This window comes from Nostoc sp. XA010, from assembly GCF_020829625.1.
In the GTDB taxonomy this organism is placed as follows: domain Bacteria; phylum Cyanobacteriota; class Cyanobacteriia; order Cyanobacteriales; family Nostocaceae; genus Nostoc.
In genome coordinates this window covers 249,387-263,071 of the sequence record NZ_JAIVFX010000008.1, presented here as the reverse complement: position 1 = coordinate 263,071, position 13,685 = coordinate 249,387, and the positions used below count along the sequence as shown (strand labels likewise).

The following is a 13,685-nucleotide window of genomic DNA, read 5'->3' as shown; positions in this document are numbered from 1 at the left end:
GTTTATTTACGCCGCGCTGTACTAGCACCTCCTAGACATCGCCATTATTCTTACAAAAATTAAGCAAACTATGCCGCACCCCAAATTAGGGTCTAGATGATTCACTTCTTCTATGTATAGAAGGCGTTAAGGGGTTTATTTCAGTTGGATGGAACAAACATAAAATCGCTGCCCAGCAACCAAAATAAGCGCCTTTGCCAAACTTACAAGGCAGTATTCATCCAACCCTAAGACTCAGAATTATTAATGGTGCGGCTATTACAAACATTCATCGCCTTTTCTACTCCCTGCTTGAGGCTTAGTTCAATACACTCAACCACGAACTGAAGTACAAGAGACATCTGCTGATTTTCTGCTGCCGAAAATCGCCCCAGCACATGAGAAACAGCATCAGAATCATCGTTGTTAGCTGCACCTTTGGGTTTACCAATACCGATTCGCAAACGGGGAAAGTTTTGGGTACTAAGATGTGCGATCGCACTTTTCATGCCGTTATGTCCCCCAGCCGAACCAGATAAGCGCAGACGAGTTTTTCCCAAAGGCAAATCCATATCGTCATAAATCACCAGCACTGATTCAGGCGGCAATTTATACCAACTCGTCACCGATTGTATTGCTTGTCCTGAGCGATTCATATAAGTTAACGGCTTTAGCAAACGAATCTTACCTCCACCTGGGGCCATTCCCTCGCCATACTCACCCTGAAACTTGCGGTTTTCTGCTAAGGGAATGCGCCAAGAACGGGAGAGAGTTTCTACAGCAGCAAAGCCGATATTATGGCGTGTTTGGTCGTACTTGCTTTCTGGATTCCCCAACCCGACAATTAGCTGGGGAATCACCAAAGCTGGTTGCTTAACAGCTTCTGTCATTTTGCCTACAGTCAATTGATATCCAGCATTCTCCTAGTAAAGGCGGAAATAAACCTACTATTTCATTACAGCCAAAAAGCCCAAAATTAAAGCCTTTTAACTTTTGACTTCCGCCTTGTGGTACTAGCTAGGTTGGGAAGAGCTAGCGGTATCATGCTCAGATTTAGCAGGGTAGATTTGCTTAGGTTCCAATTCAGCAGTAGTCTTGACAACTTCTTCTAACTGTTCTGCTTCTTTTTGAAACTCGTTTTGAAAATCTTTGGAAGCCTCTTGGAAACTACGAATAGTTTTACCTACACTCCGACCAATCTCTGGCAGCTTCTTTGGGCCAAAGATTAACAGCGCCACTACCATAATTACACCCATTTCCGGCAGACCGATACCAAATATATTCATTTTTGTCTCCTGTAAACTATAGAACCAGTACTATAGACTCATATATTATTATGTAGTCTACCCAATAATCGCCTACCATAGAAAGCGATCGCATCAAACCACTCCAAGAAGAAATTAAGCGATCGCTGCTTGGCAGCAGAGGGAAATCAGCACATAACTCCAAACAACTCTGTCAAAAGATTGATGGAGCATTCTTTACAATTCGCAATATTTAATAAGAGGCTTACAGATGAATTCACACCAGATTGAACTCATCTAAATTTTTGTTGAAATTGCAGCGAGAGATTATGACAGGGCAAACACAAAAACAGCAATCATTCCTTGACAAAGTATTAGAGCGGAGTAGTTTGCAAACGAGCAATGATGCTCAACGGGCAACAAATATAGTGTTCCGAATTTTGCGGGACATGATGTTAAACAAAACAAGTGACCAAATTGAAAAGGATCTCAAAGAAAGAGCTCCTGAGTCCGAGCGGGAAGTGATAGACCTTTGGCAAGATCCTAACGTTATGGTTGCTTTCTTCAGTCGAATCAGTCCTGCACAAAACCTACATATTAAGCCAGGAACCTTTATGTTGCGCCTACAACAAGAAGGTGCTTTACCAGAAGGGGTTCCTCCAGAAGAGGTTGCAGAGGCAGTGTTCTCAGCCACGAAAGAAATTTTACCTCCAGAACGCAACCAAGAAATTGCTGGATTACTTCCAGGCGAAATTCGGCAAATTTGGGAGCGTGCTTGATTGCTTTTACGTAGCAGTCAATACTGGCTTGTAAATCGCTTCGATTTTTATTGGTGCTGGTAGGTTCTGTTGCAAAAAATTTTATGTTTTCAACAACTTACTTCCCATATAAAACCGAAATCTGAGCCGATGAATCAGGCACAAGCCCTAGTTTACTAACCCCTGAACAACTGCCTAACCTGAGATGGGAGCATCGGTGTCACCCTGGATAATGCCGTGATTTTTCTAATTGTTGCCGCTATTTACTACGGCATTATCAACCCCTAGTGTGTTGGTACAAAATAACTAAACTTTCAATACAGTGCAAAACAATGACTTTACCTGAACAAAAGCGCTCTATCGGTGTATTTCCTAACGATTCTGATGCCCAAAAGGCACTTACTGATCTGAAAACGGCAGGCTTTCCTATGGATAAAGTTTCCGTGCTCGGGCCGAATGCAAGTTCTGATGAGATAGTGGAGGCTGCTGGCAATAAAGGCAACGTTGAAAATCAAGGTGATCAAATTGCCAGAGCAGGTACAATCTCCGGAGGTGCATTAGGAGGTCTAGTTGGCGTAGTAGCTGGTCTTACGGCTTTAACAATCCCTGGTTTGGGCGCAATTGTAGCAGGAGGCGCGGCAGCAAATGCTTTAGCTACAACCCTTGTCGGTACTGCTGTAGGAGCAACAGCTGGTGGCTTGGTTGGGGGAATGAGTAGTTTAGCGATTCCTGCACAAAGAGTTGAAGCTTACAGAGATCAGCTATCACGCGGTGGCTACTTGGTGATGGTGGAAGGCTCAGAAGATGATATTGGTCGCGCTGAAGTTATTCTTAGCCGTGGTGGTATTCAAGACTGGTTTACTTATAGCTGATAAGTCTTTTGCTAAGTTAATACCTTCGCTAAAAAGGTAGGTATGATTGACACTCCCTCATCAGGGCGTAGCTGTGATGGAGGAGTGTCAATGCTCCATTTAGATAGAGAAAAATAACTTAGGGACGTTGATAAAATTAGACTTTTCAAACATCCTCTAACAGCATCGAAACTCTGAGTACTGAATTCTTGTTCAGTAGTAAATCACAACTGATAAAAAAACCCGGAAAAACCGGGTGTAACATAACTTGTTATCCAAACTTGATAGCTGTGTATGCTTTAGCGCCCTAAACTCCGCCAATCGACTACTACATCCTGAACCAACAGTGTTCTATTGTAAAGTTGCAGAATAATTAGCAGAAACACGAAAAATAGCAAGATAAAAACAGCCATTACAGGGGTAGTACCCCAACCTGGAGCCACTTTCCCATACTCAGAGTTCAGTGGTTTCAGGATATCTCCCAACCTAGTCCTTTGTGCCATAGTTCACCTAATATCACTTGCCAAAGCTTTTTTTAATCTTCTGTAATATTCTATAAGAATAGCACTCATCATCTATTCCTCAATTATGGAACCCGCAATAGTTCTTAGCATTTCTGTGGCTGCCGTAGTGGTTGCCATCACCGGATTGTCGATTTATACCTCCTTTGGCCCTCCTAGCAAGCAATTGAACGATCCATATGACGATCACGAAGATTAAAAGAGTCATTAGTCATTTGTCATTTGTCAATGGTCTGTGGAAAATCACAACTGACCACTGACATAGCACTAGTGGCTTACTCCAGCCTGAGATTAATCGCTGGTATCACCTTGAAACTGGCGATTTTCCAAGGCTGTATCGTCAAGACTTGTTGCTCAAATGAGAATTCAGTAGTAGAGGAGCGCTCTAATAAATCTACTGTATCTCCTAGATTTAACTCTAAATCACTTTGCAAAGATAACTCGGCTGTTTCTCCGTGACATTCATAACACCGCAGAATTAACTGCTGTGGGTCATCCTCAGATGGCTTGAAGGCCATCAAGATTAAATTTTCAGATGATAAATCTAGCAACCTTACCCCCATCCACTCTTTATCGGCAGATAGGGGAGAATTTTTATGTGGGTTTTGATTAACGGGATTCAATATCACTTGCAACGGTATATTCAATTCATAGCCACGCCGTACTGTATGGGCTGATTCCCAGCTACCAGCATGAGGATACAAAGTATATGTGAACTCGTGAAAACCTCTATCAGCCTCTAAGTCTGGCCAATTAGGACTGCGTAGGAGTGTTAAGCGGAGTTGATCTGGTTTGTTGTCGTAACCGTATTTACAATCATTCAGCAAACTAACACCGTAAATACCCTCTTGTGTTTCTTCTGTCAAATCACCCCAACGCAAGGCGGGAACTTCCCATTTTGCCTGTTCTGCGGGGGTTTGCGGTTTAGTTGGACGGCGAATTGCGCCACAGGGAATTTCGTATGTAGCAAAGTCTGCTTCAATATTCAAAGGAAAAGCAGCTTTTACTAATACATGATTTTCTTGCCAGTTGACAGTAGTAGCTATTTTCAGCAGAGGTAAACCAGCTGGCAGAATATAGTCTTGGCAAAATTCCGATTCACCTAACTGACGCACCACGCGCACACGACTTTGCACTGGGCCTTGTTCTACCCACTGAATAGATAGAAGATTTGTTGAGGGTAAAGGATGTTGAGCGTAATTAGGGTCTATATTCCAAGCATCCCAATATTGACCACTGTCTTTAAAAGCTTGTAGTTGATTCCCCGCCCCACTTAAAACTTCTCGTTGATAAGTTTTATCAAAAACACTTGATAAATCTCCAGTATCAGGATCTATGACAACTCGTAGGAATTCATTTTCTAAAATCCAGTCTGGGAGGAGTGGGGAGTGGGGAGAGACGCGATTAATCGCGTCTGTACTGGGGAGTGAGGGAGATGACGGGGAAAGCCAAAATATGCGGTAGCCTACGGGTGGAATTTCGGTGGCGAGAAATAGTAGCGTTGATGGTTCAGATAATTGGGAGACAACCTGCTTTCCAGAAGCATCGTAAATCTGCCATTCCTCTGGCGTGGGTAAAGCTACAGAGACTACCTCAGAGCGTTGCCAATTGAGAGAATTGAAAACGAAAATAGGCAAACTATTGGGTATTGGTGGTTCTGATAAGGTAATGTGAGATGCGATCGCTAAAAGTGATTCCTGTAATATCTTCGTTCCCATTTGTTCCACTTGCTGCCATTCGGGCAACGCATCTGTGTAAACTTGGGTAATTGAAGAACCAGGTAAAATATCGTGAAACTGTTGAAATAACACCTGCTTCCAAGCTGCTTCGATTTCTGCTTTAGGATATGTCAGACCACAGCTTACGGTTGCCAAAGTAGCAAATAGTTCAGCTTCATACAATAAATTTTCACAACGACGATTCCAGCGTTTTTGATCTGCGTGTGTAGTATAGCAACCGCGATGGAATTCTAAGTATAGTTCGTCATTCCAGATTGGGAAGGTAGGGGGAGCAGGGGAGGCAGGGGAGGCAGGGGAGGCAGAGGGAGCAGGGGAGGCAGGGGAGGATGGGGGAGAATAACAACTCCTGACTTCTGGCTCCTGACTTCTGACTCCTGATTTGATTTGCTGTAAATACTTTTCAGATGTTGTGAATTCTAAGTCTGGGAAGAAAGGCGACTTTTGCCAGCGTTGGGCGGTTTCTAACATATCACGGGTGGGGCCGCCGCCGTGGTCGCCGACACCGGGAAGCCAGAGGGATTCTGGTAAACCAGTCTGCGTTTGCCATTCAAGAGCGTAGGATGCCATTTTAACTGGGTCTATAGCTTCACCGATGGGTGCAGACATCAAACTAAAGACTTGGCTACCGTCAGGCGATCGCCACCAAAAAGCCCCATAATCAAATTTAGTAGTATCATTCCACCGCAACTTCTGGGTGACAAAATACTCAATGCCAGCATTAGCGAAAAACTGCGGTAAAGTTGCACAAAAACCAAAAGAATCTGGAACCCACACTACAGTCGAAAGCTTACCAAATTTTTCCTGAATGTAGCGCTGGCCATACAATAGCTGACGGACTATTGATTCACCAGCAATCAAGTTTAGTTCTGGTTCCACCCACATCCCACCGACAACTTCCCAACGTCCAGCCGCTACCTGTGCTTGAATTGCCCCAAACAAATCCGGGCGATGTTCTTCAATCCAAGCATAAAGTGCGGGAGTCGAATGACAGAAAATTAACTCAGGAAAATCTGCTTGTAACTTCAGAACCGACTCAAAGGTGTTTTGCGCCGCATTCCAAGTTTCATTCACAGGCCATAGCCATGCTAAATCTAAATGAGCATGACCCAATAAGAAAATTTTAGATTTTTGATCCCCCCAACCCCCCTTTTTAAGGGGGGCTAAGATATCAGATTGAATTAGGTTTTGACGTAGAGATAAAAACGACTTTACTAACTCTCCCTTCTCTCCCTCCGTGTCCTCTGCGCCTCTGCGGTTCGTCATTTCCCCCACCATCGCCGCCAAAATATCCAACCTCTCCGGTGCAAACTTTTCCAAATAAAGTTGCACCACAGCTAACTCATCAGCCACAAAACCCGGATCGGGATTATTATCAACAGTAGACTGATAAACTAGGAGCGATCGCACTAAAGCACCATCACAATGCCCCGGACTCACTAACCGCAAAGCCACAATAAACTCTTCCCCTGGCGTCACCCCTTGGCTTAGAAGCACTCTAGGCGAACAATCAAATAAATCACCCTCCAGCACTAACTCCCCATTCACATAAATCTCAGCAGAATCTGCCCACCAAACCAGTGCCAGCCGCAAAGATAACCCAGCTAAGGGATAGCCGTGTAAATCTTGGGGAACCACCAATCTTTGTACTAGCCATAACACTTTTTTCCCGCCTGTCCAAGCGATATGTTCTTTAGCATTCAATTGAACAGGTTGCCAATGAGACAAATCAGCAGCTACAACATCAGTAATAATCAGGTCAGATTCCTGGTATAGCCAAGTAGACTGAAGATTAACTTGACAAAAAGAGCGCAGTTGCTCAATTGCTTGTGAGATTATTTTGGTCTGGGATTGAGAGACAGTCAGGGTCATATATTCGCTAAGATGAGGTGTTGGTCGTTTTTATTGTTTGGCGCGAGTCTCACAACTTATACAAGACTTGAACTAAAAAATTACTACTATGTCTTCTGGTTCCTCTGGGCGTTATCAAAGCAGACTATTTAACTTTGTCCACCAGCAATCTCGCCGGGTGACACAACAGTGGGAACACACCTTCCGGCATTTGCAAGTTGCTACTAAGTGGGGTGTGGAGGCACTACTTTACCCAGTGTATCTACTGTTTCAGTCATCTGAATCATCTGGGAAAACGCTACAGACTAAAGAACCACAAACTAGACTAAAGTTACAACCAAATGATACCGATTTCCAGCCCGAAGTTCCAAATGTTGATAGTCCCATTCAACATGTACTGGAGGCAGTTAATTATCTGTCATCAAATGAAGCCGCTTCTACTCCTGCAAAAACAATTGAATCTTTCAAACCCTTGGCTTTCTTGGGAGTTTTACGGCTGAAATTCGCTGATAATAAGTCTACAAATAATGCTAATTTTACTCAATTATCAAATATTACTGAGAATCAGAGCGGAAGTCTCAACCCTTTACAGCTAGAAAATGCTCTCAATCAGCATCTTCCAGTAGTGCGGGGAATTGCCACAAATTTGATGGATCGAAGTTTAGTACTTGTTACTGCCGACAATGAAATTCTAGATATTTTGACACCCCAGCAGCAGGCAAAATTAGAAGACCGAATTATTAACGAAGTTGCTAATTACTGGAAGTCCTGGCGGTTGATAGTAGCTAAAAAAGAAACGGAGCTATTCCCACAAATTCACGATTTATTAGCAAAATTAACTGATGGAAATACAGATAACAATTCAATTTTAGCCGAGGGGATACCAAAAGATTCACTTAATACAGATAAATTATTAGCATTTATAGATATAGCCTTTGCTAAATTGGAATTAAATGCTTTAGTACCTGTGCAAGAACGTAGCCAAGAAATTGTCAAAGTTGCCCAAACTCAGTTAAATATATTTCTTTATGGCAAAGAGCAATTAGCTGCTAGGGGAGAAATTACAGCCAATACTGACGGTTTAGAAACTCATACACTGAATCTTCAGGCTTTGATTGAGGCAGCGCTTAATTACTTTTTTGGTGTTGGGAATAGAAAAACACTTGAGTCAACAACTAGTAATGAGCGATGTTTAGCGACAAGCCGCTTCTCCAGGAGACGCTTTGCGAATGCGTCTACGCAAGGTAAACTATCATCATCACGCTTTAGAAAGTCCTTGTCCAAAAGCTCTCAGTTGGAAAACCAGGATTTAACAGATGATCCTTGGCTAACATGGAATGATTTATTTGGCGACACCGTAACCATCGCCCAAAAGCCAGTTACACTTTCTGACAGGACAAATCCTGCTTTAGCCTCAAGTTTATCAGCAGGACATTTTCCACAAAATCATTTAACTGTAAAACAACCTAAAGTTGGATCTGGTTTGGGGCGAAGAAGTCAAAAAACATCTGGAAAAGTTTCTTCTGCAAAACAAACCCGAACTAGCATTTCCCAATCTAAAAGCGAGAGTCAGAAAGGGGAAATTTTCCACCAGCAATTTCACCAAAGCACTCAAGTTGAGGCGCAGCCAGACTGGATAGAAACCAAAGCAACTTCAATAGGTTACGAAAAGCACCCCTTAGAGCAACTTTTAGAATGGGTTGATTATGTTATGCTCTGGCTAGAAGACAGATTTGTAAGGATTTTTCAGTCGTTACGGCAACTATGGCAGGGGAAATAATTCGTAATTCGTAATTCGTAATTCGTAGTTTAGAGCAATAAACCCTCACCACAAGATGTGATTGAGGAAATAAGGTAAAAATTTGATTACTGTTGGTTATTAATAATTAGTTGACATGTTAGTAGCTTGCTGGGAAAATATCTAAAAAACTAACCCGATGATTGACCATAGCGATCGCGTCGTGTCTCGTAGAGAAGGCAGATTTCAGGGTGTTGGAGGACTTGAACTGTATTACCAAAGCTGGCATCTTGAGGGTAAAGTACGGGCAATATTAGCCATTGTGCATGGACTTGGAGGGCACAGCGATCGCTACAATAATATAGTTCAGCATTTGATGCCCAAACAATATGCTGTCTACGCTTTAGATTTGCGTGGTCATGGACGCTCATCAGGTCAGCGAGGCTATATTAACGCTTGGAGTGAGTTTTGCGAAGATTTAGGAGCCTTTTTACAGTTAATTCAGACTCAGAATCCTGGATGCCCAATTTTTGTTTTGGGTCATAGTTTAGGTGGGGTAATTGTCTTAGATTATATTCTGCGCCATCCTCAACAAGCATCAGTTTTGCAAGGTGCGATCGCTCTAGCGCCAAGCTTGGGGAAAGTTGGGGTTTCACCTATTCGGGTGCTTTTAGGAAAAATGCTCTCACGGGTGTGGCCGCGTTTTACCCTGAATACAGGCATTGATCTGAGTGCTGGTTCACGAGATCAGCAAGTTTTAGCCGCATCCGCCCAGGATACACTGCGACATACCCTTGCTACTGCCCGTCTGGCTACAGAATTTTTTGCAACAGTTGATTGGATTTATGCTCACGCAGCTGATTGGCAATTACCATTGTTGATTCTCCACGGTGGTGAAGACCGAGTGGCTTTACCTGCGGGAAGTGACATCTTTTACCAACGGGTAAATTGCACAGATAAGCTGAGAATCGAGTATCCGGGAGCCTATCACGAAATTCAGTGTGACCTAAATTACCACGAAGTAATGGCTGATTTAGAAGATTGGTTGGAGCGACATCTACCACCCCAGACGGCGCAGTTAGGACGGGGAAGCGGTGAGTTAGAGTTTCCTGGTTCTTAGCATTCCCTCTTTAAAGCAAAGAGCCTACGCACAGCAGTAGCCGGATTATCTAGTGGAAGCCCCCACCAAAATCGGTAATCCGATTTAGTGGTGGGAGATGTCACAGAGGAATTAGTTTCTACCTTTGAAAGAGTTTAGCCATTCTTGAACTTGCTCACGGGCAATATCGCGCCCCCCAAGACCAAAGGCTAGAGCAATAGCAACTGCGATCGCACCTAGTAAAAGTCCAAAGGCTAAATTCACAATATCACTGGCAACTCCAATTTGTTGCAATGCCATTGCAGAAACTAAGGCAATGATGGCAATCCGCGCTACTTGTCCTAAAATCTGGGCTTGGCGTTCGCCAGAACTGGTAATGATGTTAAAAGCCAGATTCGCTAGGAATAAACCAATGGCAAATATCACCAATCCCGCCAAAATTCGCCCGAATACGATCACAATCCCAGACACTAATGCTGTCAGGGCTGGAATGTTCAAGATATTCACCGCCGCCACCGTTGCAAACAGCATTATACCCACTAAGGCAACAATGCCTGCAATTTCCGATGGTGTGCGGGTTGGAATCGGGGGGGTTGTTGATTCTGTTGAAACTACGATTCGTCTGCTGGGTGTTGTCAGACCCAAAATAGTGAAAATGTTATTAAATCCTAAATTCGTGAGAATACTTGTAACCAAATCCGCGATAAACCGTCCCACAAAATAGGCAACAATCAAAATTGCCACGGCCGTAAAGATGGCAGGGAGGGCGTTGAGAATCTGTTGCAGCATTGCGATCGCAGGCACAGAGATCGCATTAATTTCTAGGGCATTAAGGGCTGCGATCGCCACAGGAATCAAAATCAAAACATAGACAATTGTGCCGATAATATTCGATAGAGGTTGCACCCCCGCAGCCGCAGATAATCCCAACCGACTACCTAAATGGTCAATACCAGTTGTCGCCAGCAAGTTTGTTACAATCCGCCGCACCACATTAGCTATAAACCAACCAACTACAGCAATTAGCGCCGCCGCTAAAATGTTCGGCAGAATTAGCAGAACTTCTGTAATGAGAGCTTGTACTGGTTGTAGAGCCTGCCTAAGTTCGAGAGTATCTAAAACTGGAGCGAGAAACAGTAAAAATATAAACCAATACAGAGCATTGCCAATCGTCTCACTCAGAGACAGCTGATTGAGGCTCGGTGCGCTGTCTTCTGGTTGTGGATTCAAACGTTCATCCAGGTTAAATGCCTGTAATGAGCGCACAGTAATAATCTTCACAATGGTCGCCAAAAACCAGGCGGTTACCAAAAGGATTCCCGCACCAACTAACTTTGGCAAAAAACCAATAAGTTGATTGAGAAAATTATTGAGAGGTCGAGACGCTACCTCTAAATCTAATGTCTGTAAAACAGCTACCGCCGTCAACAGAATAATGCTCCAAAAGACTAAGCTGGAGATTAATTTCTCCACTTGCGGAACATCTTGACGACCCGTTACCCCTGCGGCAATGCGGTTATCTATATTTGTGCGATTGAGGATTCCTCGCGTTAGCGCGGCTACGCCGAAGGCAATTAGCAAACCTACTAACAAAATTGCCACTGCCCCCAGCAGACGGGGTGTAAACAGAATTAACTGTTGAACAATACCTTGTACATCAGCAATTCCTTGATTCACTGCTGGTTGCGCCGATTGCAGGCTGGGCGATTGTGCCAAAAATTGCTGCACCCTTGTGGACAAAGCAACTTCTATCACCTGGGTTATTCCTTGCCAAGTTGTGTTCATGGTTTTCGGGAATTAAGCTTAAGTATTCGCCGCAAACACTGAGTAAGTGTTTTGCCTATCAATTTACCAGTAAAAACATATATTTATGCCATTGATATCAAGAGTAATTTTTGACTTTGTTACTAATATTTGATTTAATCTACTGATAGTACTGAATTTTGCGTTACTCTAATTGCAGCAACAGCATCAGAGATATAGAATGTCCCAAGTTTTGGAACAATCGATTCAAATTAATGCTACAGCTACGGTGGTGGAACGCTGTATTAGCGATTTAGCACTCATGCATCGCTGGCTCAACCCCGTTCTCCGTTGCGAACCTGTGGGTGAAGCTTGGAGTACTGATGTTGGCAGTAAAAGTCGTTTCATTATTCAAATTCCTCTACTGAAACCCACGTTGAATAGCGTAGTTGTAGAACGACAACCGGGTTTGGTAGTTTGGGAATTTCAGGGATTTTTTCAAGGGCGCGATCGCTGGGAATGTCAGCCAACAGAAAAGGGAACGCTCCTACTCAACCGCTTTGAGTACGATATCCCTAACGCCTTAGTTAGCTGGGGTTTCAACACCTTTGCCGCATCTTGGACAAAAGAAGACATGCAAGCCCAACTGCGCCGTCTCAAACGAGTCGCAGAAGAACAAAAATAATTCGAGCATTAGGCATTTTGTATTGAGTTTTCCCAGTATTCGTGCCAAAAGCTGTCAATGGCTAACTAGTGCAAGAAGGCAAAAGGCAGGGGGAGCGGACTTGATTCAACCATCCTTACCCAATTCGGTAAGCAGCCGCCGAATCATAGATGCATCCTCGGCATCAGGAACTTTTGCTAAATAATTTTGTAAGTCGTCTGCGGCTTGGGGGTAGTAACCAAGTTGGTAATAAATTAGACCGCGATCGCGTAACTCTAAAGTTAAACCAGGAAACAACAACAAAATTCGTTCAACTGCTGCCAGTGTTTTTTCTAACTCTTGCTGTTTAAGGTAAATAAATTTTAAATTTGTCAGTATCCGTGCTAAAAATTGCCGATTACTAACTACAGCTAAAAATTCTGGTTGTAGCGTCACAGGTTGCTGATAAAGTTGAGACAGCCGTTCTTCACAATCTTGGGCAAATATTATTTCACCGCCATTGAAGGCATCCACAAAAATCTCTATATCTTCAATATCTGGGCGAATCAGAAAATGTCCTGGCATCCCCACACCCACCATCGGGAAATCGATCCGTCGAGCAACCTCCAGATAAACCAACGCCAAGCTAATAGGAATACCTAGCCGACGGTCAATTACGTCATTGAAAAAGCTGTTACGCGGATCATAATAGTCAATTTTGTTACCAGAAAACTTTAAATCTTCATAAAGATACTGGTTAATACTTTGAACCATCCGCAAAGGATATCGTGAAGAAGGCAGACGTTCTTCAAGCTCACATGCCATTGTATCAAGGGCGTTGAGATATTCCTCTGGATCTAGCTTGGGATATTCTTCTTGTGCAATATACAAAGCTGCCTTTGCTAAGTCAATGTGTTCGTCAGACTGCTGTATCTCCTGGTAAAAATATTGTCGTGCTGACGAGAAATTCATAAGCTGTTGCTCGGTGGAAGTATGACGATGAAGCGAGAGCGGCTTGGCTGAACTGAAAACAGTTTTTTGTACCTATTTTTATATTAGGCATATTCAGAAGATTTGGAAATCTTGTTTGTGCATAAGTTTCATCGCCTTAATCTATCCAGGGGATAGAATTAGATTAATGTAGCTGTTTTATCTTGACTAATGCACCTTTCTATGGTATATGGTTGTGCTAAATCTGTTTTGAGCAATGTAAAGATGTATGGTATCCAAGTACCAATTAGTAATTATTAATTACTCAGATTCCGAAATGGCGTTGAGAGGATGTGTAGTAACTATTTGAATAAATGGTATAAAGCTGCTCTTTCTGCGATCGCAGGGAGGGCAGATTTTTTATGTCAGCTTTCCTAACGTAGTATAAGCCTAAAGATGTATGGTATCCAAGTACTAATTAGTGATTATTAATCAAGGAAGATTCCGGAATGGCGTTGAGAGGATGTGTAGTAACTATCTGAATAAATGGTATAAAGCTGCTCTTTCTGCGATCGCAGGGAGGGCAGATTTT

12 protein-coding genes are annotated in these 13,685 nt (G+C 43.1%); 6 read left to right on the top strand and 6 right to left on the bottom strand.

What is annotated here, in order from left to right:
- Positions 1-227: 227 nt before the first annotated feature.
- Entirely contained in the window at positions 228-869 is a 642-nt protein-coding gene (pth, locus tag LC608_RS15150) for an aminoacyl-tRNA hydrolase (protein ID WP_229554309.1), read from the bottom strand.
- A 123-nt stretch (positions 870-992) separates the two neighbouring features.
- A complete protein-coding gene (locus tag LC608_RS15145) occupies positions 993-1,265 on the bottom strand; it encodes a TatA/E family twin arginine-targeting protein translocase (protein ID WP_229554308.1) in 273 nt (90 codons plus the stop codon).
- 287 nt (positions 1,266-1,552) lie between these two features.
- Between LC608_RS15145 and LC608_RS15140 the strand changes: the two genes are divergently transcribed.
- Positions 1,553-2,002 (top strand): DUF2267 domain-containing protein, encoded by a 450-nt coding sequence (locus tag LC608_RS15140; RefSeq protein ID WP_229554307.1) that lies wholly within the window; start codon positions 1,553-1,555, stop codon positions 2,000-2,002.
- Between the two features lie 311 nt (positions 2,003-2,313).
- Complete coding sequence (locus LC608_RS15135; protein ID WP_229554306.1) at positions 2,314-2,853, top strand: general stress protein; 540 nt, start codon at positions 2,314-2,316, stop codon at positions 2,851-2,853.
- 278 nt (positions 2,854-3,131) lie between these two features.
- On the opposite strand, the gene psbH is transcribed toward LC608_RS15135, so the two are convergent.
- Entirely contained in the window at positions 3,132-3,335 is a 204-nt protein-coding gene (gene psbH / locus LC608_RS15130) for a photosystem II reaction center phosphoprotein PsbH (protein ID WP_100901200.1), read from the bottom strand.
- A gap of 85 nt (positions 3,336-3,420) precedes the next feature.
- Here psbH and psbN point away from each other — a divergent pair, with 85 nt between their 5' ends.
- Positions 3,421-3,552, top strand: a complete 132-nt coding sequence (gene psbN, locus LC608_RS15125; protein WP_229554305.1) for a photosystem II reaction center protein PsbN — start codon at positions 3,421-3,423, stop codon at positions 3,550-3,552.
- A gap of 76 nt (positions 3,553-3,628) precedes the next feature.
- On the opposite strand, the gene LC608_RS15120 is transcribed toward psbN, so the two are convergent.
- On the bottom strand, positions 3,629-6,961 hold the full coding sequence (locus LC608_RS15120; protein ID WP_229554304.1) for an alpha-mannosidase: 3,333 nt from the start codon (positions 6,959-6,961) through the stop codon (positions 3,629-3,631).
- An 88-nt stretch (positions 6,962-7,049) separates the two neighbouring features.
- On the opposite strand from LC608_RS15120, the gene LC608_RS15115 reads away from it, so the two are divergent.
- Together LC608_RS15115 and LC608_RS15110 are read left to right on the top strand one after the other, a co-directional pair.
- On the top strand, positions 7,050-8,720 hold the full coding sequence (locus tag LC608_RS15115; protein ID WP_229554303.1) for a hypothetical protein: 1,671 nt from the start codon (positions 7,050-7,052) through the stop codon (positions 8,718-8,720).
- 157 nt (positions 8,721-8,877) lie between these two features.
- Positions 8,878-9,798: an alpha/beta hydrolase gene (locus LC608_RS15110; protein WP_229554302.1), complete on the top strand. Its 921-nt coding sequence runs from the start codon at positions 8,878-8,880 to the stop codon at positions 9,796-9,798.
- 111 nt (positions 9,799-9,909) lie between these two features.
- On the opposite strand, the gene LC608_RS15105 is transcribed toward LC608_RS15110, so the two are convergent.
- Positions 9,910-11,562 (bottom strand): mechanosensitive ion channel, encoded by a 1,653-nt coding sequence (locus LC608_RS15105; RefSeq protein ID WP_229554301.1) that lies wholly within the window; start codon positions 11,560-11,562, stop codon positions 9,910-9,912.
- A gap of 199 nt (positions 11,563-11,761) precedes the next feature.
- Here LC608_RS15105 and LC608_RS15100 point away from each other — a divergent pair, with 199 nt between their 5' ends.
- Entirely contained in the window at positions 11,762-12,205 is a 444-nt protein-coding gene (locus tag LC608_RS15100; RefSeq protein WP_229554300.1) for an SRPBCC family protein, read from the top strand.
- 105 nt (positions 12,206-12,310) lie between these two features.
- Here the strand turns inward: LC608_RS15100 and LC608_RS15095 are convergent, their stop codons facing one another.
- Positions 12,311-13,135 carry a SirB1 family protein gene (locus LC608_RS15095; RefSeq protein WP_229554299.1) on the bottom strand — a complete coding sequence of 275 codons (825 nt, stop codon included), beginning with the start codon at positions 13,133-13,135 and terminating at the stop codon, positions 12,311-12,313.
- Between the last annotated feature and the right edge of the window lie 550 nt (positions 13,136-13,685).